Origin of the sequence: Pedobacter westerhofensis (assembly GCF_900182595.1) — a bacterium.
Taxonomy (GTDB): domain Bacteria; phylum Bacteroidota; class Bacteroidia; order Sphingobacteriales; family Sphingobacteriaceae; genus Pedobacter; species Pedobacter westerhofensis.
In genome coordinates, this window is the sequence record NZ_FXTN01000012.1 from 210,625 (window position 1) to 235,073 (window position 24,449).

The window sequence follows — 24,449 nt, forward strand, 5'->3', positions numbered from 1 at the left end:
CTCCTAGTGTTAAATGTTTTTATATGTCTTAATCCCGTCTTTCAATCCTGATGTCTGAACCTAATGTAGCCGTTGTTATCCTCAACTGGAATGGTAAAGAACTGTTATCCCGTTTCCTGCCGGGTATTGTTCAGTCTGATTACGGGCATCTGGAGATTATTGTGGGTGATAATGCGTCAACGGACGACTCTGTCAGCTTTGTTCGGGGCCACTTCCCTTCTGTCCGTATTATAGAGAACGACCGCAACTACGGCTTTGCCGAAGGGTATAATCGGATTATTGCCCAAGTAACTGCAGACTATTACATTTTATTGAACTCTGACGTTGAGGTGCCTGAAAACTGGATCAGACCTGTGATTCAGGCTATGGAGGCCGATGCAGGCATTGCTGCTGCACAGCCGAAAATCAAATGTTACAGTGATAAATCCAGATTTGAACATGCCGGCGGTGCCGGTGGCTTTATGGACAGAAATGCATTCCCCTTCTGCAGGGGAAGAATATTTGATACCCTTGAGGAAGATCATGGTCAGTATGACGACCAAGCTGCAGTGTTCTGGGCCAGTGGTGCCGCGTTTTTCATCAAACGCAGGCATTGGGAAGAGAGCGGTGGCTTTGATGCCGAATTGTTCGCGCATATGGAGGAGATTGATCTCTGCTGGCGCCTGCAAAACCTTGGTTATCAAATTATTTATTGCCCCGCGGCAGAGGTCTATCATGTTGGCGGAGGCACGCTGGCAATGAATAGTCCTTTCAAAGTTTATCTCAATTTCAGAAATAACCTGATGATCATGCAGAAGAATCTTCCGTTTTGGGAAGCCGTTTGGGGGCTCAGCCTGCGGATGTGCATCGACTTTATCGCTCTGCTGCAGTTTTTACTGAAAGGTGAAACCAAGTTTGCCTCGGCCGTGAACAAGGCCCATTATCAGTTCATCAGGAATTTGCGCAAAACTGCACTGAAAAGAGGCAAAACACAAACTCCTTATCACAAACTCGCCGGGGTATACCCTTCAAGTATTGTATGGGCTTTTTTTGTAAAAGGTATCAGGTACTTTAGCCAGCTAAAAGATTTTCGATAGCCAAACGGTAACCGTCAAGGCCAAAACCTGTCAGTACACCCTTACAGTTCCTGCCGCTCAGCGAAACATGACGGAATTCTTCGCGGGCATAAATATTGGAGATATGCACTTCTATAACGGGGGCTTTGATGCCTGCAATAGCATCAGCGATGGCTACCGAAGTGTGGGTATAGGCACCCATATTGATGACGATGCCCTCATATGAAAAACCTACCTCATGAAGTTTATTGATCAGCTCGCCCTCTACGTTGCTTTGATAATATTCCAGTTCTGCCACTCCGGCATATTTATCTTTTAATTCACTGAAATATTCTTCAAAACTCCTGCTGCCATAGATGCCTGGTTCTCTCCTGCCCAGCAGGTTTAGGTTTGGTCCGTTAATAATTTGTATCTTCATCCATCCAAACATAATCTTTAAAAAACAACAATTAAAATTTTTGTGTGAATAATTACCCCTATCATATCTCCTTTAAAAACTTTCTGAAACTGGAGCGCGGACTATCTGCAAATTCAATAGAAGCCTATCTGAACGATGTAGAGAAACTGGCCCAGTATTATGAAGTACAGCAAAAGCCATTCGTGGTTAAAGAGATAGAAGATAAGGATTTATATAGTTTTGTGATTTGGCTGAGCGAGCTGGGCATGCTGCCGAACAGCCAGGCAAGGGTGATATCGGGCCTCAAATCATTTTTTGGTTTTCTGATGCTTGAAGGTCTGATTGACATTGATCCTTCTGCACAGCTGGAAACACCAAGGCTAAGCAGGAAACTGCCCGATGTGCTCAACGTGGCAGAGATCAATGATCTGATTGCCGGCATTGATGCCTCCAAACCGGAAGGTATGCGCAGTAAAGCGATTATTGAGGTATTGTATGGTTGTGGCTTGAGGGTCACCGAGCTGATTACTTTAAGGATTTCTAACCTGCATGCTTCACAGGGGTATATCATAGTGACGGGAAAAGGAAATAAAGAACGTATCGTTCCTATCGGCGAAAGCGCGCTCAAATTTATCGATATTTATCTCAGCCAGATCCGGGCGCATCAGGATATCAAAAAAGGTAATGAGGATTTTATATTTCTAAACCGGCTCGGCACCCAACTCTCCAGGATATCGGTTTTTACGATGATTAAAGCACTGGCCAATCAAATCGGTTTAAAAAAGAGTATCAGTCCCCACACTTTCAGGCATTCCTTTGCTACCCACCTGATTGAAGGCGGTGCCGATCTGAGGGCTGTTCAGGAGATGTTGGGGCATTCCAGTATCACTACTACAGAGGTCTATACGCATCTCGACCGCGATTATCTAAAAGGTGTAATCACTGAATTTCATCCAAGGATCTGATCTCAGGTACAGCACACCTGATCATCCTGTCTTTGCCCTGCATATCCTTTCTTAACTGTATCTCTGCAAATCCTTTGACCGATAACATCTCTATCATTTCTTTCCCCAGATATTCGTTGATCTCAAAAAACAAAAATCCCTGAGGGTTCAGGTTCTTCAAGGCAAATTCGGCAATGCTTTGATAAAAAATCAGCGGATCTTCTTCGGTAACAAACAGTGCCAGTTCAGGTTCATGTTCCAGTACGTTCTGGTGCATGTCAGCACGTTCTTTCGGTGTAATGTATGGTGGATTGCTGACTATCAGGTCATACATAGCTATGCTCTCATAACCCAGTATATCCCCCTGTATAAAATTAATAACAGTTTGGTTGGTTGCGGCATTTTCTATGGCTATCTCCAAAGCTTCTGAGGAAATATCAAGGGCCTCGGCCTTTGCCGCCGGCAGGTTTTTCTTCAGTGCAACGGCAATACAGCCACTTCCTGTGCCCACATCCAGGAAGTTTTGAACAGCTTGCTGTTCTGCAGTCTCTAAAATCCAGTGCACCAGTTCTTCGGTTTCCTGGCGCGGGATCAGCACAGCTCCGCTGACCTTAAATTTTAAGCCGTAAAACCAGGCTTCAGCAAAAACATACTGCAGGGGCCTGCCATCTTTCAGCGCAGATAATATTTTTTGATAACTCTCCTTCAGCTCATGATCAACCAGCGAATCACTTTGCAGCATCACCTGTGTGCGGCTTAATGCCGAAAGGTGTTCTGCCGTAAGGTAAAACAATTGTGCTGCTTCTTCTGTGCCGTACAGTAATTTTAGCTCATCAATAAAATATAGTTCCAGTTGCTTTAGTGTCATTAAGGCAAAAGTAATTAATAATGTTGCATGTCAATGGTTGAAATATTTCAACATCTCATAAATTGAAGGTACTTTTGCTTGTATGAACGATGAATTATTCATGAAGCGCTGCCTGGAATTAGCAGAAATGGGAAATGGCAGCGTGAGCCCGAATCCGATGGTTGGCTGTGTGATTGTTAGCGAGGGAAAAATCATCGGTGAAGGATATCATCAGCAGTATGGAAAAGCACATGCTGAAGTGAATGCTGTGAACGTTGTGCTGGCCGCATATGGAGATTCAGCTGCAGAAATGCTCCGTAAATCCACTGTTTACGTAAGCCTTGAACCCTGTGCGCACTTTGGAAAAACACCTCCATGTGCGGATCTGTTGATCCGTCACCAGGTGCGGAAGGTAGTTATCGGCAACAGGGATCCTTTCCCGGATGTGAACGGTAAAGGCATTGAAAAGCTGGAAGCTGCCGGAACCGAAGTTGTTCATGGAATAATGGATCATGAATGCCGGCATCTTAACCGCCGTTTTTTTACCAGGATAGCGGAACACCGGCCATATATTATATTAAAGTGGGCAAGAACGGCAAATGGCTACTTTGCCCCAAAGAATACCACACAACAATGGATCAGCGGACCACTGGCAAAAAAACTGGTACATAAATGGCGTACTGAAGAAGATGCTGTGCTGGTTGGCAGGCAAACAGCCTTCGCGGATAATCCCAGGCTGAGTGTCCGGGAATGGACAGGCAAAGACCCTATGAGGATTGTGCTAGACCGCAAACTTCAGCTTCCGGAAAGTATTAACTTATATGATGCTGGTGCGAAGACGGTTATTCTCAACGAGCTAAAGACTGATGTTATCAATAATCTGCATTTTATATCAATGGAAGACATGCAGTATTATCTTCCGCAAAAGATTGCTTATCAGTTATACCTGATGGACGTACAGTCCATTATTATTGAAGGGGGAGCAAATATCCTGAATCAGTTTATCTCTGCCGGCTTATGGGATGAGGCGAGAGTTTTTAATTCAAAAAACAACTGGGACACAGGTATCTATTCTCCCCAGATCAACGGAAAGATCACTTCCGTGACAGAGGTTGATCAGGACCATTTAACAATTTACGAAAACATCAGAAACTAATGATTTATATATTTTTAAGTATCTGCTGCAGTGTGACCGTGGCAGTGCTGTTAAAACTGGCAAGAAGATATCAGATCAATGTTTTACAGGCAGTGATGTGGAATTACCTTGCCGCTATTCTGCTGAGTTTTGTGTTTTTCAGGCCGGCCATCGGGACCATAGCAGTTATGCCTTCAACACTGACAGTGGTGCTGGGCATCCTTCTGCCGGTGCTGTTTCTTGTACTTGCAGCTTCGGTGAGGAACATCGGTATTGTTAAAACGGATATCGCCCAGCGGCTCTCTCTTTTTATTCCAATCCTCGCAGCCTTATTTATTTTTGGCGAGAAGTTCAGTAATATGCGTATTGCGGGCCTTATCGTAGGATTTATCGCCATATTTTTAACCCTGTTCCGCAAATCCAGTGGCAAACAGGAAAAGTTCAGCTACCTCTACCCTGTGCTGGTTTTCATCGGATTTGGTGTGATAGACGTGATTTTTAAAAAGCTATCCAAAATTGAACTGATTCCCTATACCAGTACACTGATGATCGTTTTTTGTATATCATTTATTGTAGCGATGGTGATACTTTTGTACACCATTGTTGTAAAGAAGCAGAAAGTCCAGCTCATCAATTTTGCCTGCGGAATTGTACTGGGGTGTTTTAATTTTGGCAATATCCTGTTTTATATGAAGGCGCACCGTGCGCTGGCAGATAGTCCCTCTACAGTATTCGCAGCGATGAACATGGGCGTAATATTGCTGGGAAGCCTGGTAGGCATTATCATGTTCAAAGAAAAAGTAACCAGGATCAATTATATCGGGATCACACTGGCCCTTGCGGCAATCCTTCTGATCACCTTATCCCAGGCCAATGCTGTTCGATGACACCTACAGAACCATCATTCACCCCTCTGAGGGCCTCTTCAGGGATAAGGGCAGTAAGTTTATTGCATTTGCCCGGCCTATACTTTCTGAGGCCGATATCAAACCGATCCTGATATCCCTGCGAACAGAACATACCAAAGCAAACCATTTTTGTTATGCCTGGCGGCTTAGCCCGGACAGGAATGTGTACCGTGTAAATGATGATGGCGAACCTTCAGGAACGGCCGGCAGACCTATACTCAACACACTGCTCTCTGCTGACGTTACAAATATCCTGATTGTAGTAGTTCGCTATTTTGGTGGAACGCTGCTTGGTGTTCCCGGGTTAATCAACGCTTACAAGCTGGCTGCTGCAGAAGCGCTCGGCGCAGCTGAGATTGTTGAACGAACTGTGAATGACAGATATGAACTAAAGTTTGATTACCTTGTGATGAACGATGTCATGCGCCTGGTAAAAGACGAACAACTGCATATACTTGAGCAGCAGTTTGACACTAACTGCCGCATAAGCTTTGAAGTAAGGAAATCACAATTGAACAAGGTGCTGCAAAGGATCGAAAAGCAAAACGGAATTGAAGTAAAGTACCTGGGGACAAGCTGAGCGTTCAACCATCAGCAACAACAAAATATTAGCTCTTAAAAACCATTACCTGTCATGTCAAAATTATCGGAAGCGGACCTGATCATCAATCCTGATGGCAGCATTTACCATTTAAACTTACAGCCCGGCGATCTCGCAGATACAGTGATCACTGTAGGCGATCCTGACCGTATCTCCTCAGTGACCAAATACTTTGACCGGATTGAACTCAGGAAAGGGAAAAGGGAATTTCTAACACAGACGGGTTACATTGGATCAAAGAGGATTACAGTGATATCTACTGGAATAGGAACAGATAACATTGATATTGTTTTCAATGAACTTGATGCCCTGGTAAATATCGACTTTGAAACCAGGCTGGTAAAAGATCAGCTGACTTCGCTCAAACTGATCAGGATCGGTACTTCCGGTGCGATTCAGAGCGATCTGCCGCTGGGGACCATTCTTGCTTCTTCTCATGGCCTGGGAATGGATTCACTGATGCACTATTATAATCAGCAATCTACTCTGGAAGATTCAGTTATCTTACGTCATATCAAGAAACACTTTGCAGATGTTCAGGGAATTGAACCGTATTTGACTTCTGCTGATGCAGGGTTACTGGCCACCATAGGACGTGGCATGGTACAGGGAATAACTGCTACTGCACCAGGATTTTACGGGCCGCAGGGAAGGCAGGTTAGAGCCGCAAATGGTGTGCCCGACCTGATCGGCATGCTGAACAGCTTTGGCCATCAGAATCTCCGGATTACCAATCTAGAGATGGAAACTGCCGGTATTTACGCACTTGCAAAACTGCTGGGGCACCAGGCTATTTCTATCAATGCAATTTTGGCCAGCAGGTTAAATTTTCAGTTCAGTACGCAGCCCGACGTGATCGTAGATCAGGCAATCAAACTCGTTCTTGAACGAATTGTACAGTTGCCAGACTGATTTTTATATTTATTGATCTACCTTTGCAGCTTCATTTCCCATCTTCCTCAATGACTAAGAAAAGACACTTTTTCCTTATACTTCTACTAGGTTCACTTACCGCACTTGGCCCTTTTTCGATTGACATGTATCTTCCCGGTTTTCCGGCCATAGCTTCCGATCTGCATACAACGGTTGCCAAAGTTTCCCTCTCTCTGTCCGGATTTTTTATCGGGATCTCTGCTGGACAGCTATTGTATGGCCCTTTGCTGGATCGTTTTGGCAGAAAGAAACCACTTTATATCGGGCTGATGATTTATATTCTTGCCTCCGTGGGCTGTGCTTATGCCTCAACGATCAATATGCTGATTATACTCAGATGTGTACAGGCTATAGGCAGTTGTGCTGCCGCAGTGGCTTCGATAGCCATGGTAAGAGATCTGTTCCCTGTGTCGGAGAATGCTAAAGTATTTGCTTTGCTGATGCTGGTTGTAGGCGTTTCTCCAATGATAGCCCCAACGGTTGGCGGATATGTGACTACTGCATTTGGATGGCATTCTGTGTTTATCGTATTGATGGTGTTGGGCCTGATTAACCTGCTGGCCAGTATTTTTGGTTTGCCGGACAGCTACAAACCAGACAGTACCATCTCTTTAAAACCAAAACCGATACTCAAAAACTTTTTAACGGTACTTACCGAACCTCAATTCTATACCTATGCCCTAACCGGTGCAGTTGCTTTCTCCGGTCTGTTTGCCTATGTGGCGGGCTCCCCGCTGCTTTTTATGGACATCTTTGCTGTGAAAGAAGAAACTTATGGGTGGATCTTTGCCTTTTTGTCTATCGGGCTAATTGGCTCAAGTCAGGTAAATACCCTGTTGCTAAGGAAATACAGCAGCGAACAACTCATATTTGCTGCACTGATCTGCCAGGCGATTACCGGCCTCGTTTTTCTGCTGGGCAGCTTTAACGGATGGTTTGGCCTTCCGGAAACTATATTTCTGCTGTTTATATTTTTAAGCTGCCTTGGGGTGGCCAATCCAAATACCTCCGCATTATCGCTCACTCCGTTTACAAAAAATGCAGGGAGTGCTTCTGCACTGATGGGCGCTATCCAAATGGGTTTGGGAACTTTGGCCTCTATTGGGGTGAGTATGTTTGATACACGCTCTTCCCTGCCGCTGGTATCTATTATGGCATCAACATCATTACTGGCACTAACGATCCTGTATTTTGGAAGAAAGACTATCAAAAATAAAGTAGAAGCAGACAAGGACGGTGCCGTAGCATTTCATTAGGGCATTATTGTTTCGCGGGCATACCGGGCAGAGGAATGCCGCCTTCTTTGAGCGACTGCATCAGTTTTTCCTGGAAAATCAGCCTTGCATCATTAAAACCGTGAGAGTTGAGCCATACACTGATCATCACTTTATAACCGCTCTCTTCAAGAACTGAAATACCAATGCGGTGTTCAGGAGTTTTAAGAATGTCTTTTGAAAGGCTGATAGCCTGTTCGGTAAGTTTCAAAACATCATCATAGGCGATACCATAGCTGAATTTCATTTCGATATCGAGGCGCCTGCTTCCTTGTGTACTGATATTGATGATGATTTCATTGGATAATTTGCCGTTTGGCACGATCACTAACCTGTTATCAAATGTAGTAACGGTGGTATAGAAGATCTCGATATTGGTTACTGTCCCCTCCTGGCCCTGTGCGATGATATTGTCACCAACTTTGAAGGGTTTAAGCATCAGTATTAAAACGCCGCTGGCAAAATTCTGCAGTGTTCCTGAAAGCGCCAGTCCGGCGGCCACACCCAGGGCCCCGATCAGAGCGGCAAAGATGGTCATCTGAATACCTACAAATTGCATCACCGTAAAAAAAAGCAATATGCGGAGCACCACTACCGCTACACTGATAAAAAAGGGCTTTACAGAATCGTCCACGTTTTTTTTGTGCAAACCTCTTTGCATCCATCCGGAGAATAACCTGATCAGCCATAATCCGGTTAAAAGGATTGCAATACCGATCAGGATATTTGGTCCCTTATCGATGATCCAGTTAAAAGCTTTATCATAAAATTGTAGTGTGCGGTCTGGGGTAGCTGCTTTCATAATGTCTTTCTGAGTCCTTGATTACGTCGGAATGTTATCAATTTATAACGAATTTGCCCTTAAAAAGTTCATACATTATTAAAAAACAGCAAACAAAAAATGCGGGCAGATGTTCAGTTTACAGACCAAGTTGAAAAAATATGTTTAGCAGAATATCACATAATATAACTATCTCAGCAGCAAAGAGATTGTTGGATACAAATAAAAAGGAGACCTTAAGCACCGCGAAACGACTGCTGTCTATCGCTGCCGGTGCTTATATTTTGCAGAGGGGGATCAGAAGTGTGGCCAGGCATCCGGTAACAAGTATCCAGGAGGCAGTTCTCGGTATTTTTCTTATTTATGATGCAGTCCATACGATTAAGGAAACCTATCCGCAACAGCCTAAGGAACCTTCACAGATACGCAGGAACCAGATCCAGGGTAATGATCCCTCAAGCGCCGTACCTGCCTTTGTGTAGCTTAGGGGCAGATAAATTATATCATTAACAAGAGCAGTATTGTTCAGACGGCCTCAGGCTTATGAATTATACTGCTCTTTCTTTTTGCGCGCTGTTCCCGGTTCAGTATTCGCCTAAATGCTGTCCTTCAGCCGGTAGAAGAAAGCCGACAAATCCGCCAGTTCTGCACGAAGCATTGTTCCATATTTGTGCAGGTACCTTTCTCTGTCATTCATATAACTGAGCTCCGGAAGTTTGGACAGCATTTCAAGCAGCGTAAGGATCATCATATTAATTTCGTTCACGTTTTTGAAGAAATATATTTCTGTATACTGTCCAAAAATGAGGATATCCATTGAGGCCCTGGTCTTGATCCTCCATATTTCATTCTTTATTCGTGTGTCGTCAATTAGTTCCGCCATTGGTGTCCTGATCACCTGCAGTTCCTTGATCAGATAAGTCAGCATATCGAGCTCACTTAAACTTTCGGCCAGATCATAATATAGCATGGTCTTGATTTAATAAAATGGTTAGCATTTATTTAATATTTCCTGTTCCGGATTTTGCTCCTGAGCTTCTTTAGTCCGCGGTCCCTGATTTGTCTGATTCTTTCCTTGCTCAGATGATACAGAAACGCAATCTCCTCCAGTGACATGGGCAAGGCACCAGATAAGCCGAAGTGGAGCTTTAAAACCGTTTCCTCCCTGGCTGACAGGAGCTTCAGCATTTCAGCAACTTCATAAATTTTATCTGAATGAGTAAGCTGCTGGTCTGAAGAGGCATGCCGGTCAGCCAGCGTACTGATTACGGTTGTTTTTGTGTCATCATGGAGGGCATCATCAAGGGATAGCGGCCTGGCGGCATGGTTGAGACTGTCCTTTACTTTAATTTCAGTAAGGCTGATTTCTGCTGCGATTTCTTCATGCGTTGGGTGCCGTTGCAAACGTTGCTCAAGTTTAGACAAAGTCTTGTTGATCTTTGAAATGGAATTAATCAGGTTAAGCGGTAAACGGATCACACGGCTTTGCTCAGATATAGCTAGTATAATAGTCTGCCTGATCCACCATACTGCAAATGAAATAAATTTGAACCCTTTGGTATGATCAAATTTCACCGCCGCTTTGATCAATCCCATATTGCCTTCGTTGATCAGGTCGCCCAAACTCAGTCCCCTTCCCTGATAATTTTTAGCCACAGATACCACGAACCGCAGATTAGCATTCACCAAAAGGTCCAGGGCAGCCTGATCACCTTCGCGGATCTTTTTTGCCAGCCATACCTCTTCTTCCATATTGAGCAGCGGTATCCGTGAGATATCAGCTAGGTACCTGTTTACAGAGTCTGCATCTCTTTCTGTTATTGATGGATTTATTTTTAATTCTCTCATCGGTAATAATAGTTACACAAAGCTTTGTATTTATGATCTGAAAAAAAAGTGAATAGGGCTAATCGTGAAAAAATTTCAGATATTTCTGTATTTAGTTAAATTTATTACATAATAAATTTACAACAATACCTGTCACCTAAATAAATCGCATATATTTAACCGCAACATAGATGTTAATTAATTTAGAGGTAAAACTTTAAATAAAAAACAAATGAAAAACAGATTAGACGACTTAGACCTGAAAATTCTGAGATTGATGCAACTGGATGCAAGGATGCCTCTCAAGCAAGTTGCGGCCATTTTAAACAAGGCTGTAGCTACCATATGTACCCGCATTAAGAAGATGGAAAAAATGGGGGTGATACGGGGTTCCAGGCTTCAGCTTGATTTATCTGCCCTTGGTATTGAAGCAATTGGCTGCATATATCTGAGTGTAGACCGCCAGTCGGGCAAAACTAAAAAGTTACTGGCATCCGAACTGAACAAGATCAAAGGTGTGGTTTCCTGTACGAGCATTACCGGACAGGCCAGTATCAAGGTTGAAATTGCGGTTAAGAACATGAAGAGTTTTAACCATGTAAGGGATACCATTGCGAGTATTCCAAATGTTACCGTTTTAAATGGCGATATGGAAGTGGAGGTGATCATACCGGATAAAGGCCTGGATTTCTGATATGCTGATTGGTCAAACTTCCTGTAACAGATAACCTGTTACGGGAAGTTTAACCCAATAAAAACTGTCAGCGTATCAAAAAACACCGATATACTAGCTAAAAACAATTAAGTTTGCATCTTAATTTTTGGTGATGTTAAAAAGGATACCTTCCTATATTGGCTTGTTTTTCATTTATGCGCTTTCTCTGCTGCCATTGCGGGTACTCTATCTTTTCGCGTCATTGCTCTACCTCGTCTTATATTACATTACCGGGTACCGGAGAGCAGTGGTGAGCACAAACCTTAAAAAGTCATTTCCGGAAAAGAGTAGTGAAGAAATCAAGCTGATTGAAAAGCGCTACTACAAGTATCTTTCAGCACTGATTTTTGAAATAATTAAAATGTCTACGATCTCTAAAGCACAATTAAAGCGGCGTTTCATCTGGAAAAATATTGAACAGATGAATGCGTACGCAGACCAGGGAATTGGTGTGCTGGCCTGTTCTGCGCACTATGGGAACTGGGAATGGGGAACCTTGTCTATAGGGCTTAGTTTCAAAGGAAATACCTATCCAATCTACAAGCCTCTATCCAGTAAAGCATTTGATCAGTGGTTTAACCATATCAGAACAAGATTTGGAAATCAGCTGATTGCCATGAGGCAAACTTACAGGTCGCTGGCCGAAACTAAAAATATTCCCAGCCTTTACCTTTTTGGCAATGATCAGGCGCCACCAAAAGAGGAATCCCATCAATGGATCACTTTTCTGAACCAGCATACGTCAGTTCAACAAGGAATGGAGAAGATTGCAATAAAAACTAACAGACCAGTGTTTTATCTTAAGCTGTCAGTTCTCAGAAAGGGATATTACCAGGTAGAATGTATTCCGATTTGTCTTAATCCTGCAGCAAGTTCGCAACAGGAAATCACGGCGCTTCACACCAGCCTGCTCGAAGAGATCATCCGGGAACGGCCGGAATATTGGCTGTGGAGCCACAAAAGATGGAAACATCAGCCGGGCTAATGTTTCCGTTTTTCTTTAAAAACTGATTGTTAAGCCTGCCTATTCAGTAACCTGAAGATTTAATACTTCTGTTGTCTGACTTCTGATGGATGCAGCCAATGCGGCATCGTCGCTTAAGGCCTTACCGTATGAAGGGATCATTGCTTTCAGTTTGGATGTCCATTCAGGTGTTTTCATTTGATCTTTAAAGCAGCGCTCCATCAGGGTTACCATGATAGAAACCGCGGTAGATGCGCCCGGAGAAGCACCCAGCAAAGCAGCAATAGATCCATCGGCAGCAGTAACTACTTCTGTACCAAACTCCAGTATGCCGCCGTGTTCTGCACTCTTTTTAATTACCTGCACACGCTGACCTGCAGTTTCCAGTTCCCAGTCTTCCATTACGGCAGCAGGAAGATATTCCCTCAGTGCGTCCAAACGGTCTTCAGGCGACTGTCTTACCTGGTCGATCAGGTATTTGGTTAATGGTATATTATCCAGGCCGGCAGCGATCATTGGCCTGATATTATTTACTTTGATAGACATTGGTAGGTCAAGCAGCGATCCGTTTTTCAGGAAACGTGTAGAAAATCCGGCGTATGGACCAAATAACAAAGCTTTCTTTCCATCAATCATCCTGGTATCCAGGTGAGGAACAGACATTGGCGGGGCACCAACAGATGCTTTGCCATATACTTTTGCATTGTGGCGTTCAATCACTTCGGGATTTACACATTTCAGCCACTGGCCGCTTACGGGAAAGCCGCCAAATCCTTTACCTTCGGGGATATCGGATTTTTCAAGTAATGGCAAAGATCCACCACCTGCACCAATAAATACAAACTTTGCTTTAACCGTTCTTTTATCACCGGTCTCCTGGTCTTTAATTTTCACTTCCCAGATGCCGTCTTTTTGTTTCAGTTTACGAACCTCCTTATTGAATTCCATATCCACGTCAGGTTTGGTCATCAGTGAATTGAACATCATCCTGGTGAGTGCACCAAAGTTTACATCCGTGCCCAGCATCATTCTGGTTGCCGCAACCTTTTCTTCAGGATTCCTGCCGGCCATTACCAGCGGCATCCATTCAGATAATTGTTTGGCATCGTCAGAGTAAGTCATCCCCTTAAACAGCTCACATTCCTGTAATTTTGCATACCGTTCTTTCAGGAAATTCACATTGTCCTGGCCCCATACAAAACTCATATGCGGGATGCTCTTGATAAAAGTCTCAGGTGTATCTACCAGGTTATTCTGTACAAGAAAAGACCAAAACTGTTTGGATATTTCAAAAGACTCTGCAATTGCTACAGCCTTTTTAGTCTCCACAGAACCATCTTCCAGCTGTGGTGTATAATTTAACTCACAAAATGCTGAGTGTCCTGTTCCGGCGTTATTCCAGGCGTCTGAGCTTTCTGCGGCGGCAACATCCAGCCGTTCAAAGATCTCGATGCTTAATTCCGGATCAAGCTCTTTTAAGAGCACACCAAGGGTCGCACTCATAATGCCTGCGCCAATTAACACTACATCAACTACTTTATTTGAATTAATATTTTTACTGATCATGAACGGTAGATAGGTTATTCTTATATATTGGCCACAAAATTAATATAATGACGCATAGTTAGGCCTAAATTTTCTATTTTATGCGTCATATTTTGAAGATTTCTGATAAAAGTGAGATATAATTATCTGATCTGTCCATTTCCCCTCACCACCCACTTATAACTGGTCAGTTCTGCCAGTCCCATTGGTCCGCGGGCATGAAGTTTCTGCGTGCTGATTCCTATTTCTGCACCCAGGCCAAACTGCCCGCCATCGGTAAAAGCAGTGGAAGCATTGGCATAAACTGCTGCTGCATCAACTGCGTTAAGGAAGGTATTGATGATATCCTCATCTTCGGCAACAATCGCTTCGCTGTGCCGGGAACTGTGGTCAGATATATGTGCCAAAGCGGTTTCCAGGCCGTCAACAGTTTTGATTGCCATCTTATAATCGAGGAATTCCGTGCCATAATCTTCGGGACTGGCATGATAAAGCAGTTCCCGGGGATATGAGCCTTCAACTGCTGCAAAAGCCGCATCATCAGCAAAGATCTGTACAGATTTATCAGCGAGCGGCAGGATGAGTTCAGCCAAATCAGAAAGCCTGGCTGAATGGACCAGCAGGCAGTCCAGCGAATTGCATACGCTTACCCGTCTGGTTTTGGAATTGAAGATAATCCCTTTGCCCTTTTCTTTATCCCCTGACTGATCAAAATAGGTATGTACTATACCTGCACCCGTCTCAATTACGGGAATTTTACTGTTGTTACGGACATAGGTAATGAGCGACTGGCTCCCTCTCGGGATCAGTACATCCACAAAACCAACGGCGTTGAGCAGCGCCGCAGTTGCTTCCCTTTCTGCAGGAAGTAATGTTGCTACACTGACATCTATATGACGCGATTCCAAGACATCGTGAATGACTTTAGTGAGGGCGATATTTGAAAATTCGGCATCGCTCCCGCCCTTCAGCACTGCAATATTACCGGTTTTAAAACATAAAGAAAATACATCGAGGGTAACGTTGGGCCTTGCCTCGTATATTACTCCGATTACCCCCAGAGGGACGCGGATTTTGGTCAGATCAAGCCCATTCGGGAGTGTGTCTGCAGAAATCTGTTCACCCAGCGGACTGTCCAGTGCTGCAACATTTCTCATTTCCAGGGCCATATCGCCTAGTCTTGCAGCAGTCAGCTGCAGCCTGTCATATTTGGGATCATCGGCAGACATCCTGGCCAGGTCCTTTTGGTTTGCCGCAAGGATACTTTCAGCCCTGGCTACAACCTGGTCAGCAACCTCATTTAAAACTGTGTTTACGGTCTCTTTTGCTAAACGGTGGATGGTACGGCTCGCCTTTACTGCATTTTCAAAATATATACTATAATCTTTTTCCATTTCCTTTTAGCCTACTGCATAAAAATAATTATAATGGACTAAAGGTTTTTCCCCTTTTTGTCCTATTCTTTCTCTGGCTTTGTCTGAACCGTATTCAGCAATTCCCAAGCCAATTAATACCCCGTTCTCATCTACCAGACGAATAATATCGCCTTTTTTAAAATCAGATGATATATCGAGCAGCCCTACCGGCAACAAGCTCCTGGCCTGTCCGGAGATCAGTGCTTTGGCGGCGCCCTCATTCAGTTTTACGATGCCCGTTGCAGAATCCTCAGAATGTGCGATCCACTTTTTCTTTCCGGAGGTATTCTTTTCGGGCACAAAAAATGTGTTCAGCACCTTTCCTTCTACCAGGTCGGTTAATACGTTGGCACGTGTGCCATTGGCAATGTGTACAGGGATGCCCAGTTTGGCAACTTTCTGGGCCATTCCAAGCTTGGTAACCATGCCACCACGACCTGAGCCTGATTTTGCAGTGCTGATGAAAGAGCTGATGCTGTCGTTATCCCTTTTAATTTCCCTGATGACCGACGAGGAGGCGGATTTCGGGTCGCCGTTATAGATTCCATCCACGTTGGAAAGGATGATCAGTGCATCAGCGTCCAGCATTGACGCCACTAATCCGGCCAGCTCATCGTTATCCGTAAACATCAGTTCGGTCACTGAAACCACGTCATTCTCGTTAACTATCGGAATTACCTGGTGTTTCAGCAGGATCGACAGACAGCTTTTGATATTGAGGTAATGTTTCCGGTCGCGGAAATCTTCTTTGGTAACCAGCACCTGCGAGCATAACATCTGATGTTTTTCAAAGAGCGACAAATAGGTGTTGATCAGTTTGATCTGACCGATGGAGGCCAACAGCTGACGCGCTGCTACAGCGTCATGTTTCTCAGAGATACTGATCATGCTCCTTCCGGCGGCTACAGCACCGGAAGAGATCACCACTACGGTTTTCCCCTGTTTTTTAAGGGTTACAATCTGATCTACGAGGTGCGCGATCCTTGCTTCGTCCGGAAAACCATTTGGTTGGGTAAGTACATTAGAACCGATTTTTACAACGATTCTTTTATAGGCAGCGGCCATCATATGATAAAAGTAAAAATTTCAAAAAAGTATTTAATTGCTACAGGAGGGCGATCAATCCTGTCCAGCCCGTCTGGTGGCCCGCTCCCAACCCTTTTCCGTTATCGCCGTTAAAATACTCATAAAACTGTATATAATCTTTAAAATGCGGATCATGGTTAAATTTGGGGTGACCACCCGATACGGGTCGTTCTCCCGCTTCGTCTTTAAGGAACAACGATTTTAAACGTTTGCTCAACAGGGCTGCAATCTCAGCAAGACTAAAGTATTCACCGGACCCGGTAGGGAATTCTACCTTGAAGTCATCTGTATAGTAATCCTGGAAATTCTTCAGCGATTCGATAATCAGGTAATTCATCGGCATCCAGACAGGGCCGCGCCAGTTGCTGTTGCCACCAAACATATTGGAATCACTTTCTGCCGGAAGGTAACTTACTGAATAATCAAATCCATCCAGCTGATACCGAAATGGATTTTCACAATAGGCTTTAGATACGGAACGTATGCCGTGATCCGACAGGAACTCATTGGCATCCAGCATTCTCTTCAGCAGCAGTTTCATCCTGTGCCCCCGCAAAAGGGATAGCAAATGCTGGTTATTGCCTTTAGTATCTGTCCAGTGGCTCACCAGTTTAACCAGGTCGGGCCGTTTTTCCGTAAACAAGTCCATCTGCTCTTTCAATTTTGGCAGCTTGTCCCATTTGGCTTCTTCAAAAACAACTTGTGAGAACAAAGGAATCAGTCCGACAAGGCTTCTCAAACGCAGACTGTCGGCAGTTCCGTCCGGTTTTCTCAGCATGTCATAGAAAAATCCATCCTGCTCGTCCCATAATCCGGCAGAATCTTCTCCCATTGCAGAGATGGAGCCGGCGATATATAGAAAATGTTCAAAAAACTTAATGGCCATTGCTTCAAAAACGCGGTGATGTGATGCCAGTTCCAGGCTAATTTCCAGCATATTCAGTGCATACATGGCCATCCAGCTGGTGCCGTCTGCCTGTTCCAGAAATCCTCCTCCCGGTACCGGCTGGCTCCTGTTAAAGACGCCGATATTATCCAGGCCAAGGAATCCTCCTTCAAAGATATTGTTGCCCTCACTGTCCTTTTGATTTACCCACCAGGTGAAGTTGAGCAGCAACTTATTAAACAGGTCGATCAGAAACGTCACATCGCCCCTGCCCTTGGCTTTTTTATCAATTTGGTAAACATGCCATGTAGCCATTGCGTGCACGGGTGGGTTTACATCTCCAAAATCCCATTCGTATGCAGGCAGCTGTCCGCTTGGGTGCATATAATTCGCACTTACCATCAGCCTGAGCTGCGCTTTCGCAAAGTCGGGGTCTACAGCAGCAAAGCTGATGCAGTGAAAGGCAAGGTCCCATGCCGCAAACCAGGGGTATTCCCATTTATCTGGCATGGATAAGATGTCATTTGCAACAAAGTGTTTCCAATGTGAGTTGCGTCCCTTTTTCCTTTTTTCATCGGGACGGGGCTGGCCTGAATCTCCCTTAAGCCAGCGGTTGATATCATAACTATAAAACTGTTTGTTCCAGAACATACCTGCCCAGGCCTGGCGCTGCATGCTTTTCTCTTCAACCTCAACTGCAGTCATCTGGCAGCTGTTGTAAAACTCATCAGTTTCTGTAATACGTTGTATAAAAATCTGGTCGAAATCTTTAAAAGCCAGGGCCTGCTTGTCTTTTGACAACCTGAGCCTGATTTGCCGGCTTTCCCCCGGCGGAATTTCCAACTGGTAACGCAGCCCTACCTTAGTACCGCTCTGGTCAGGGTTCACTGCAGAATGACGGCCATTTACGATGGCTTCATTAATGCCATCCTTCACATATGGAGTGGCATTGGGGAAATTATATAAACGCCTGTTGTTGCTTTCGTTTTCTGTAAACAGAAAATCCGGGTTTCCGTCCGCACAGCAATGATAGTCTCCGATATCAGCGGAGCGAAGTAAAAGCGTGTTATGGCCGTGATTGAGGATCTCAGGTTTTGCTGCGCCATTAAACCATGTATTTCTGAACCAGAGTTGCGGGATCACCTCAATGGAAGCTGTTCCGGCGCTCCTGTTCCATACCGTGTACCTGATGAGCAGGTCTTCTATATCATTTTTAGCATATTCTATAAAAACGTCGGCATATTCATCATTGTCAAACAAGCCGGTATCTATCAGTTCGTATTCTGGTTTGGTTTTGTCGCGACGGGCATTTTCATCAATCAGGTCCTGGTATGGAAACGCGTTTAAGGGATACTTGTACAGCATTTTCATGTAGCTGTGGGTAGGACTGCTATCCAGATGGTAATAGATTTCCTTTACATCTTCGCCGTGATTGCCCTGTTCATTAGTGAGGCCGAATAGTCTTTCCTTAAGGATGGGGTCTTTACCGTTCCAGAGCGCAAGTGCTACGCAAAGGAACTGTTTATCGTCACTAAAACCACCAATACCTTCCTCTCCCCAGCGGTAGGCTTTGCTTCTGGCCATATCATGCGTAACATGGTTCCAGACATCCCCATTGCTGCTGTAGTCTTCTCTCACGGTTCCCCACTGACGGTCAGTCACATATGGACCCCACTTCAGCCAGTTGGTTTTTCCTCCATAATTGTTTTGGATACGCTGCTGTTCAGGATTGAGTTGACTACTGGAGTTCATACTCCAATAATAAGGAATGTTGCGCGGATTTTCTCCCTTTGTAGTTAAAACTTGCCTGAAATAAACAATCCGGGAACGCCATTCTGATATGAAGGCATCATCACGGTATTGGATTTTTTCCTGCCCCACACTGCACGTTTTACTGATGGATACACCAGGTAGGCAAATTTGGTGGACAGAATACCAATCCCTGCTCCTGCCACCACATCACTAAACCAGTGATAGCTCTTATATAATCTAAGCACGGCGGTTGTAGTTGCCACGCTGTAACCAGCTGCAGTATACCATGGTGATATTTCTCCGTATTCCTGGCGAAGGAACTCCGCAGAAGCAAAGGCGGTAGCGGCATGGCCGGAGGGAAATGAATAATCGTTGAGCCTGTTGGGTCTCAACCTGTTACTGCTTTTCTTGAGCACATTGATCGTGATCCCGGTAAAGGCGCTGGATATCAGCAAAATGGAAGTCTTGTCGCGGAAATTGTTCTTGCCTTTTACGCCAAACAGATCCAGTCCGTATACTGCCACTGCCGGCACATATCGGAGATAATCATCTGCGTTGGTATAGAAATTACGGTTATCATGTTTGATGGATTTATAGATCTGATTATCAGCACTGCGCAAAAAATCAGCATTGAGTGCAGTAAAGCCGTAAGCTACTGCTGCAGTTGCAGGAATGAAAGCATACAGTTTAAGCTTGCCCTGGTCCCTCAATCTGGCCTGTCCACGATTTTTATGATGAATACTATCCTGGTGATCTGATGTATCCTTTTTTATTTTTATTGAATCGGTTTCCTGTGCGCGGAGCGTGATGCCGCAAAAGCAGAAAACCAGGAATGACAGCGAAAGTTTAGTGAACATGTACTGATCTACGAAATTGCGTGCCAAAACGATTAAATGATGCTAATATTATTGTTTGCAAATCAAATAACATTTTCGTAAATTCATATTAACATTAAAACCAAGTATAGATCATGAAAGTATTAACGAAAATTCAGGAATGGGGCGATCGCCATCATCCAAAATGGCTGGACTTTATCAGGATGGCCTTAGGCTTAACTTTGATGTGGAAGGGAATCGAATTCGCTTTCAATTTACATGCTTTCACCACGCTGATGGAAAATGCGGGATTAGGTTTTGCGGTATCTATCAGTCTGATGGCGCACCTTATTATTGCGCTCCATTTAATTGGCGGTCTGATGATTGCGCTGGGCTCCCATACACGGATGTTTTGCCTGCTTAATCTTCCGGTTGTGCTTGTTGCCGTTTTCTATGTGAACCTGCCCAATCAGATTTTTAGTCCGTACTCAGAGTTCTGGTTCTCCTCCGCAGTTGCCCTGGCGCTGATCTGCTTTTTAGTTGAGGGCGACGGTGTATTGTCTGTAGAACATGAGAAGCAAACGCTGGCCGAATAAAAATCAGGCTTTTCAATTATTTTTTGATAATTATCAAAACATGGACTGGTTTTTGAACTAAAAATGACAAAACATTATTTATTTAAAACTAATTGCCATGAATTACAAGAAATTATTGAATGATCAGTTGGATAGGCATACAGATAAAACTCCTGTTGTTGTTGCTTTACTGGCTGGACTAGCAGTTGGTGCTGCCCTGGGGGTGTTGTTTGCACCAGCCAGCGGAACGGAAACAAGGGATTTGATCGCCGATAAATCCAAAGATCTTGCAGATAGCGCTAAAGATAAACTGCAGACTTACAAAGAGAAGATTAAATCTGGTGCGGATCAGCTTGCTGATACAGCAAAAGATAAATATCAGACTTACAGCAGTAAAATCCAGGATGGAGTAGATGAGCTTTCTGATTTGAAAGATATCGCTGTAGAAAGTGTAAAATCTAAATTCAACCGTGCTGAAGATTTAGCGGATAATATCAAAACTGATGTTGAAAACGCTTAATTGCTCAGTTATACATAAAATGATATCAAAAAGCAGGCTAAAATAGCCTGCTTTTTTTATTGGATATTGATGGAAAAAACGCGCTTTGTTTTCGCATTTTTGTTTGCATTATTGCTGATCGGTGCGGGCATCAACCATATTCTTCATCCTGCAGCATATGCCTCCCTGATTCCTTCGTGGCTCCCTCTGCTGGCTACAAATTATTTTACAGCACTGGTTGAGATCACACTTGGGACCGGCTTACTATTTGTCCGCTCCAGGCCAATGGCTGCAGCTGGAACAATTTTACTTATGGTTTTTTTTCTTCCCTTCCATGTTTATGATGCGTTCAGGGAGCATCCCGCTATAGGTTCTACCCTTCTCGCACTGATCAGGCTTCCGCTTCAGTTTGTCCTGATTTACTGGGCCTGGTTTGTTGTGCCTAAAGCAAGATAAATCTCAGCGAAGAGCAAACCGCTTCCCCCTCCGTAATGAGGTATTACATGAATATCCGTATGGATCTCCTTAATTCGTCTGCTCAGGTCATGTTCTTCCGTATCTGTCAGCCCTGCACCAATCAGTAAAATCTGATAATGCTGTTCCCTGCATTTTTGGAGTGCTTCCTCAGCATTTGAAACACCGGTAGCCCTCCATGATTCATTGGTATTTAACAAGCGGAGCACAGTGGCCAGAATCTTTTCATTTGTGCCTATCACCAGGATTTTAGTTAGCGTATCCATGATTAAACTTCCATTGGTACATCCATAATTAAAACTTCTGCATCAGTGCCGGCCGTGATGGTAAATCCTTCAGTTTCCCAAATCCCATATCCGTCACGTATGTGGAGTTTCTGGCCATTTACCTCCAGTTCCCCGTCAATTACAAATATATAGGCACCATTATTTTTTTTCTGAATAGTATAATCTACGGTACTGCCTTTCTCCAGCTTTCCAAGATTGAACCAGGCATCCTGATAGATCCATACGCCGGCATCATCCGGGTTTGGGGAAAGAATCTGTACCAGTTGGTTTGGCTGGGCAGGGCTTTCTATTTTTACCTGGTCGTACCTGGGTTCTACATTTCTTTTATTCGGGAAAACCCAGATCTGAAGAAATTTAACAGGCTCGCCTTCATTTTTGTTATACTCCATATGGTACATTCCCGTGCCAGCACTCATTACCTGGATTTCTCCGGTTTCGATGGTGGCCACATTGCCCATACTGTCTTTGTGTTGCAGGGCGCCTTCAAGCGCAATGGAAATGATTTCCATATTATCGTGCGGATGCTCACCAAAACCTCTTCCACCTTCAACTTCATCATCATTGAGTACCCGCAATGCACCAAACTGAACGCGTTCAGGATTGAAATAACTTGAAAAACTAAAAGTATGGTTACTCTTTAACCAACCGTGATCTGCCAGGCCACGTGATGCTGCTAAATGTAATACTGTTTGTGCCATGATGTGTAAGGATTTATTGTTGTATCACAAATTTACAGTATCATTTGATCTCCCGTCTTATCATAGAATAAGAAATCAATAATCCCCAATAATAGTTTCCCTGGTCAGCAATCGTCTTATGTATTCATTGGGTACTAAAAACTAAACTTATATCCAAGTGTAGCCCAAACTCCCGGCATCGGAACAGCACCGGCCTGTATATAATTTACATCAAATATGTTGGAGGCATCAGCATAAATACTGCTTTTTTTCAGCTTATATGACAAACGGGCATCAACAATCGTATAATCCTTATAAGTAATCCTTTCACAGTATCTGGCGGTTACAGTAAGAGACATCACCTTCAGGAAATCGGCATTTGCTGTAGCCGTCAATTGATTTTTGAGCGTCTCAATAGCATACCTTGAGAAATTTGCCATTGGAATGATCGTTTTAACTTTTGGATCAAGGTGTGTATAGGCCAGTCCAAATCTCATGCTATTAAAAAACTGAGAGTTATTTAACGTTCCTGTATTGTAATCGGCACTGAGTGTATAGCCCGTACTGTTTAGCTGTGCAAAGTTTTTCGGCTGCCAGGGATCTGTTTGTACAGCCTTTACCCAGTCGATAAAATCAGTGATTCTTCTTTTAAATACACTTGCATTCAAAACAAAGTGATTAGAATTATACTTTAATCCACCTTCTGCGTAACGTGATTTCTCCGGGCGCAGCTGGTCGTTACCAATATTGGTGGGGCCTTTATAATATAAATCGGTAAATGTAGGCAGGCGTTCTCCTGTACCCAGGTTCACAAAGACTTTCCAGTTACCCAAAAAAGTATATCCGGCATCAATTCCAGGCATCACCTGCCAGTCGAAATCAGAGTTATAATTTACATAAGTTCCAAGGTTGATCAGCAGGTTCTCTACTTTATCAAATTTGTATTCACCGTAAATACCCAGGTTATCACGGTTTCTTTTTCCAAGATTGGTACTCTTGATTTTTTCTTTCCTGCCTTCCAGGCCCAGTCCAAATTCACCGATTGAAGTATCAAAAACGTTGTTCAGTTCTGCACTTAACACCTGCGTTACATGGTGGTTATGAAATTTATCCGGTGTTTGTTTAATATAAAGATAGTCGTCTACATTATTTCTGTAGCTTAATCTTGGCAGTAATGTCCAGAAAGAGGTCAGTTGTGTTTTATAAGCCACGGCAGCCAGTGCAGTTTTAACGGTCTCTTCAGACTCGATATCACCAGGCGCAGAGTAATATCCATTCGCACCATAGTTGTTATGAATATATCCGCCGCTGATATCCAGCTGATCTGTTTTGCCCACATTCACCTTTCCCTGATAATACACTTTCTGATTATCGAATGCGGTGTTGTGACGGTATCCATTGCCGGCTTCCTGCCCAACAGAAAAAAGATGGCTGGATTCTTTTAATGCCAGTGTACCTGTAGCGCGTACACCATAATTTCCATAAAGATCACCACTTTCGTTCTTTTTGAAACTACTGCCGGTAAACACATTGGCAGAAACTCCTGTAGAAGTTACCGATTTGGTGACGATATTGATTGCTCCATTGAGTGCATTTATCCCGTAAATTCGTGATGCAGAACCTCTAAGCACCTCGATGTGATCGATATCATCAATGGATATAGGAAGGTTCATCATATTATGGCCTGTTTGCGGATCAGAAACTTTCACCCCATTGAGCAATACCAGCGTCTGGTCAAAAGTACCGCCGTCAATGCTGATATCGGCCTGTACCCCGCCCGGGCCGCGCTGACGAACATCAACGCCGGTGGCATAACTGAGTAAATCACTGACAGATCTTGAAGGCAGATTTTTGATCTGCTGATTGTCTATGATCCAGATGTTACGGTTTTGTTTGGAGAATGGAAGCTTAAGCCGGTTTTCTCTTACCAATACCTCATTTAAACTTTTAGTGGTATCACTTTGTGCTGCTGCATAACCGGCAGACAAACAAAATGCTACTATTACGGGTAATACTTTCTTCATATTTGATAAAATTGCTGCGAAGATATGAATTAT

The 24,449-nt window shown here is 43.9% G+C and carries 26 protein-coding genes; 13 read left to right on the forward strand and 13 right to left on the reverse strand.

From position 1 onward, the window contains the following. Positions 1 to 50 precede the first annotated feature (50 nt). The gene (locus FN831_RS22185; protein WP_142530389.1) at positions 51 to 1,076 is read left to right on the forward strand and encodes a glycosyltransferase family 2 protein; all 1,026 of its coding nucleotides are present in this window, start codon (positions 51 to 53) and stop codon (positions 1,074 to 1,076) included. Here FN831_RS22185 and aroQ read toward each other — a convergent pair. Further along, complete coding sequence (gene aroQ, locus FN831_RS22190) at positions 1,051 to 1,473, reverse strand: type II 3-dehydroquinate dehydratase (protein WP_142530390.1); 423 nt, start codon at positions 1,471 to 1,473, stop codon at positions 1,051 to 1,053. The two genes, FN831_RS22185 and aroQ, sit on opposite strands and share 26 nt — an antisense overlap. Before the next feature lie 44 nt (positions 1,474 to 1,517). Here aroQ and xerD point away from each other — a divergent pair, with 44 nt between their 5' ends. Next, positions 1,518 to 2,417, forward strand: coding sequence for a site-specific tyrosine recombinase XerD (gene xerD, locus FN831_RS22195; RefSeq protein WP_246101684.1), 900 nt, complete (start codon positions 1,518 to 1,520; stop codon positions 2,415 to 2,417). Here the strand turns inward: xerD and prmC are convergent. After that, the gene (prmC, locus tag FN831_RS22200) at positions 2,392 to 3,264 is read right to left on the reverse strand and encodes a peptide chain release factor N(5)-glutamine methyltransferase (RefSeq protein ID WP_142530391.1); all 873 of its coding nucleotides are present in this window, start codon (positions 3,262 to 3,264) and stop codon (positions 2,392 to 2,394) included. The two genes, xerD and prmC, sit on opposite strands and share 26 nt — an antisense overlap. Positions 3,265 to 3,346: 82 nt before the next feature. Here prmC and ribD point away from each other — a divergent pair, with 82 nt between their 5' ends. From ribD to FN831_RS22225, 5 genes are read left to right on the forward strand one after another with little or no spacing between them, the layout of a single operon-like run. Continuing rightward, positions 3,347 to 4,399, forward strand: coding sequence for a bifunctional diaminohydroxyphosphoribosylaminopyrimidine deaminase/5-amino-6-(5-phosphoribosylamino)uracil reductase RibD (ribD, locus tag FN831_RS22205; protein WP_142530392.1), 1,053 nt, complete (start codon positions 3,347 to 3,349; stop codon positions 4,397 to 4,399). Next, positions 4,399 to 5,265, forward strand: coding sequence for a DMT family transporter (locus tag FN831_RS22210; RefSeq protein ID WP_142530393.1), 867 nt, complete (start codon positions 4,399 to 4,401; stop codon positions 5,263 to 5,265). The genes ribD and FN831_RS22210 overlap by 1 nt, the downstream gene beginning before the upstream one ends. After that, on the forward strand, positions 5,252 to 5,866 hold the full coding sequence (locus FN831_RS22215; protein ID WP_142530394.1) for an IMPACT family protein: 615 nt from the start codon (positions 5,252 to 5,254) through the stop codon (positions 5,864 to 5,866). The genes FN831_RS22210 and FN831_RS22215 overlap by 14 nt, the downstream gene beginning before the upstream one ends. 54 nt (positions 5,867 to 5,920) lie before the next feature. Then, complete coding sequence (locus tag FN831_RS22220) at positions 5,921 to 6,799, forward strand: nucleoside phosphorylase (protein ID WP_142530395.1); 879 nt, start codon at positions 5,921 to 5,923, stop codon at positions 6,797 to 6,799. Between the two features lie 50 nt (positions 6,800 to 6,849). Continuing rightward, complete coding sequence (locus tag FN831_RS22225; RefSeq protein WP_142530396.1) at positions 6,850 to 8,076, forward strand: multidrug effflux MFS transporter; 1,227 nt, start codon at positions 6,850 to 6,852, stop codon at positions 8,074 to 8,076. Positions 8,077 to 8,080: 4 nt separating this feature from the next. On the opposite strand, the gene FN831_RS22230 is transcribed toward FN831_RS22225, so the two are convergent. Further along, positions 8,081 to 8,896: a mechanosensitive ion channel family protein gene (locus tag FN831_RS22230; protein WP_142530397.1), complete on the reverse strand. Its 816-nt coding sequence runs from the start codon at positions 8,894 to 8,896 to the stop codon at positions 8,081 to 8,083. Between the two features lie 140 nt (positions 8,897 to 9,036). On the opposite strand from FN831_RS22230, the gene FN831_RS22235 reads away from it, so the two are divergent. Continuing rightward, positions 9,037 to 9,357 (forward strand): hypothetical protein, encoded by a 321-nt coding sequence (locus FN831_RS22235; protein WP_221931384.1) that lies wholly within the window; start codon positions 9,037 to 9,039, stop codon positions 9,355 to 9,357. 113 nt (positions 9,358 to 9,470) lie between these two features. Here the strand turns inward: FN831_RS22235 and FN831_RS22240 are convergent, their stop codons facing one another. Both FN831_RS22240 and FN831_RS22245 read right to left on the reverse strand, forming a co-directional pair. Then, positions 9,471 to 9,845, reverse strand: coding sequence for a hypothetical protein (locus tag FN831_RS22240; RefSeq protein WP_142530399.1), 375 nt, complete (start codon positions 9,843 to 9,845; stop codon positions 9,471 to 9,473). A 32-nt stretch (positions 9,846 to 9,877) separates the two neighbouring features. Beyond that, positions 9,878 to 10,723, reverse strand: coding sequence for a sigma-70 family RNA polymerase sigma factor (locus FN831_RS22245; protein ID WP_142530400.1), 846 nt, complete (start codon positions 10,721 to 10,723; stop codon positions 9,878 to 9,880). A 211-nt stretch (positions 10,724 to 10,934) separates the two neighbouring features. On the opposite strand from FN831_RS22245, the gene FN831_RS22250 reads away from it, so the two are divergent. Next, positions 10,935 to 11,396 (forward strand): Lrp/AsnC family transcriptional regulator, encoded by a 462-nt coding sequence (locus FN831_RS22250; RefSeq protein WP_142530401.1) that lies wholly within the window; start codon positions 10,935 to 10,937, stop codon positions 11,394 to 11,396. A gap of 133 nt (positions 11,397 to 11,529) precedes the next feature. Further along, on the forward strand, positions 11,530 to 12,402 hold the full coding sequence (locus tag FN831_RS22255; RefSeq protein WP_142530402.1) for a lysophospholipid acyltransferase family protein: 873 nt from the start codon (positions 11,530 to 11,532) through the stop codon (positions 12,400 to 12,402). A 39-nt stretch (positions 12,403 to 12,441) separates the two neighbouring features. On the opposite strand, the gene FN831_RS22260 is transcribed toward FN831_RS22255, so the two are convergent. From FN831_RS22260 to FN831_RS22280, 5 genes are all read right to left on the reverse strand, one after another. After that, positions 12,442 to 13,947: a malate:quinone oxidoreductase gene (locus tag FN831_RS22260; protein ID WP_142530403.1), complete on the reverse strand. Its 1,506-nt coding sequence runs from the start codon at positions 13,945 to 13,947 to the stop codon at positions 12,442 to 12,444. A 122-nt stretch (positions 13,948 to 14,069) separates the two neighbouring features. Continuing rightward, positions 14,070 to 15,320 carry a glutamate-5-semialdehyde dehydrogenase gene (locus FN831_RS22265; protein WP_142530404.1) on the reverse strand — a complete coding sequence of 417 codons (1,251 nt, stop codon included), beginning with the start codon at positions 15,318 to 15,320 and terminating at the stop codon, positions 14,070 to 14,072. Between the two features lie 6 nt (positions 15,321 to 15,326). Then, on the reverse strand, positions 15,327 to 16,409 hold the full coding sequence (proB, locus tag FN831_RS22270) for a glutamate 5-kinase (protein ID WP_246101686.1): 1,083 nt from the start codon (positions 16,407 to 16,409) through the stop codon (positions 15,327 to 15,329). Between the two features lie 37 nt (positions 16,410 to 16,446). Then, positions 16,447 to 19,065: an MGH1-like glycoside hydrolase domain-containing protein gene (locus FN831_RS22275; protein ID WP_142530405.1), complete on the reverse strand. Its 2,619-nt coding sequence runs from the start codon at positions 19,063 to 19,065 to the stop codon at positions 16,447 to 16,449. Positions 19,066 to 19,109: 44 nt separating this feature from the next. Further along, positions 19,110 to 19,949 carry a phosphatase PAP2 family protein gene (locus FN831_RS22280; RefSeq protein WP_142530406.1) on the reverse strand — a complete coding sequence of 280 codons (840 nt, stop codon included), beginning with the start codon at positions 19,947 to 19,949 and terminating at the stop codon, positions 19,110 to 19,112. A gap of 86 nt (positions 19,950 to 20,035) precedes the next feature. On the opposite strand from FN831_RS22280, the gene FN831_RS22285 reads away from it, so the two are divergent. From FN831_RS22285 to FN831_RS22295, 3 genes are all read left to right on the forward strand, one after another. Continuing rightward, positions 20,036 to 20,476, forward strand: a complete 441-nt coding sequence (locus FN831_RS22285; RefSeq protein WP_142530407.1) for a DoxX family protein — start codon at positions 20,036 to 20,038, stop codon at positions 20,474 to 20,476. 97 nt (positions 20,477 to 20,573) lie between these two features. Next, positions 20,574 to 20,975 (forward strand): YtxH domain-containing protein, encoded by a 402-nt coding sequence (locus tag FN831_RS22290; RefSeq protein ID WP_142530408.1) that lies wholly within the window; start codon positions 20,574 to 20,576, stop codon positions 20,973 to 20,975. Between the two features lie 69 nt (positions 20,976 to 21,044). After that, positions 21,045 to 21,410, forward strand: coding sequence for a DoxX family protein (locus FN831_RS22295; RefSeq protein WP_142530409.1), 366 nt, complete (start codon positions 21,045 to 21,047; stop codon positions 21,408 to 21,410). Here FN831_RS22295 and FN831_RS22300 read toward each other — a convergent pair. The 3 genes from FN831_RS22300 to FN831_RS22310 form a co-directional block, all read right to left on the reverse strand. Continuing rightward, positions 21,374 to 21,694 (reverse strand): hypothetical protein, encoded by a 321-nt coding sequence (locus FN831_RS22300; RefSeq protein ID WP_142530410.1) that lies wholly within the window; start codon positions 21,692 to 21,694, stop codon positions 21,374 to 21,376. The genes FN831_RS22295 and FN831_RS22300 overlap by 37 nt on opposite strands. A 2-nt stretch (positions 21,695 to 21,696) precedes the next feature. After that, a complete protein-coding gene (locus tag FN831_RS22305) occupies positions 21,697 to 22,413 on the reverse strand; it encodes a pirin family protein (protein ID WP_142530411.1) in 717 nt (238 codons plus the stop codon). 134 nt (positions 22,414 to 22,547) lie between these two features. Then, complete coding sequence (locus FN831_RS22310; protein WP_142530412.1) at positions 22,548 to 24,416, reverse strand: TonB-dependent receptor plug domain-containing protein; 1,869 nt, start codon at positions 24,414 to 24,416, stop codon at positions 22,548 to 22,550. Positions 24,417 to 24,449: the final 33 nt, after the last annotated feature.

Excerpts from the sequence above, each read along its gene's own strand:
- FN831_RS22185 (WP_142530389.1), top strand. The coding sequence starts at position 51 with ATGTCTGAACCTAATGTAGCCGTTGTTATCCTCAACTGGAATGGTAAA.
- aroQ (WP_142530390.1), bottom strand. The coding sequence starts at position 1,473 with ATGAAGATACAAATTATTAACGGACCAAACCTAAACCTGCTGGGCAGG.
- prmC (WP_142530391.1), bottom strand. The coding sequence starts at position 3,264 with ATGACACTAAAGCAACTGGAACTATATTTTATTGATGAGCTAAAATTA.
- ribD (WP_142530392.1), top strand. The coding sequence starts at position 3,347 with ATGAACGATGAATTATTCATGAAGCGCTGCCTGGAATTAGCAGAAATG.
- FN831_RS22210 (WP_142530393.1), top strand. The coding sequence starts at position 4,399 with ATGATTTATATATTTTTAAGTATCTGCTGCAGTGTGACCGTGGCAGTG.
- FN831_RS22215 (WP_142530394.1), top strand. The coding sequence starts at position 5,252 with ATGCTGTTCGATGACACCTACAGAACCATCATTCACCCCTCTGAGGGC.
- FN831_RS22220 (WP_142530395.1), top strand. The coding sequence starts at position 5,921 with ATGTCAAAATTATCGGAAGCGGACCTGATCATCAATCCTGATGGCAGC.
- FN831_RS22225 (WP_142530396.1), top strand. The coding sequence starts at position 6,850 with ATGACTAAGAAAAGACACTTTTTCCTTATACTTCTACTAGGTTCACTT.
- FN831_RS22230 (WP_142530397.1), bottom strand. The coding sequence starts at position 8,896 with ATGAAAGCAGCTACCCCAGACCGCACACTACAATTTTATGATAAAGCT.
- FN831_RS22235 (WP_221931384.1), top strand. The coding sequence starts at position 9,037 with ATGTTTAGCAGAATATCACATAATATAACTATCTCAGCAGCAAAGAGA.
- FN831_RS22240 (WP_142530399.1), bottom strand. The coding sequence starts at position 9,845 with ATGCTATATTATGATCTGGCCGAAAGTTTAAGTGAGCTCGATATGCTG.
- FN831_RS22245 (WP_142530400.1), bottom strand. The coding sequence starts at position 10,723 with ATGAGAGAATTAAAAATAAATCCATCAATAACAGAAAGAGATGCAGAC.
- FN831_RS22250 (WP_142530401.1), top strand. The coding sequence starts at position 10,935 with ATGAAAAACAGATTAGACGACTTAGACCTGAAAATTCTGAGATTGATG.
- FN831_RS22255 (WP_142530402.1), top strand. The coding sequence starts at position 11,530 with ATGTTAAAAAGGATACCTTCCTATATTGGCTTGTTTTTCATTTATGCG.
- FN831_RS22260 (WP_142530403.1), bottom strand. The coding sequence starts at position 13,947 with ATGATCAGTAAAAATATTAATTCAAATAAAGTAGTTGATGTAGTGTTA.
- FN831_RS22265 (WP_142530404.1), bottom strand. The coding sequence starts at position 15,320 with ATGGAAAAAGATTATAGTATATATTTTGAAAATGCAGTAAAGGCGAGC.
- proB (WP_246101686.1), bottom strand. The coding sequence starts at position 16,409 with ATGATGGCCGCTGCCTATAAAAGAATCGTTGTAAAAATCGGTTCTAAT.
- FN831_RS22275 (WP_142530405.1), bottom strand. The coding sequence starts at position 19,065 with ATGAACTCCAGTAGTCAACTCAATCCTGAACAGCAGCGTATCCAAAAC.
- FN831_RS22285 (WP_142530407.1), top strand. The coding sequence starts at position 20,036 with ATGAAAGTATTAACGAAAATTCAGGAATGGGGCGATCGCCATCATCCA.
- FN831_RS22290 (WP_142530408.1), top strand. The coding sequence starts at position 20,574 with ATGAATTACAAGAAATTATTGAATGATCAGTTGGATAGGCATACAGAT.
- FN831_RS22295 (WP_142530409.1), top strand. The coding sequence starts at position 21,045 with ATGGAAAAAACGCGCTTTGTTTTCGCATTTTTGTTTGCATTATTGCTG.
- FN831_RS22300 (WP_142530410.1), bottom strand. The coding sequence starts at position 21,694 with ATGGATACGCTAACTAAAATCCTGGTGATAGGCACAAATGAAAAGATT.
- FN831_RS22305 (WP_142530411.1), bottom strand. The coding sequence starts at position 22,413 with ATGGCACAAACAGTATTACATTTAGCAGCATCACGTGGCCTGGCAGAT.
- FN831_RS22310 (WP_142530412.1), bottom strand. The coding sequence starts at position 24,416 with ATGAAGAAAGTATTACCCGTAATAGTAGCATTTTGTTTGTCTGCCGGT.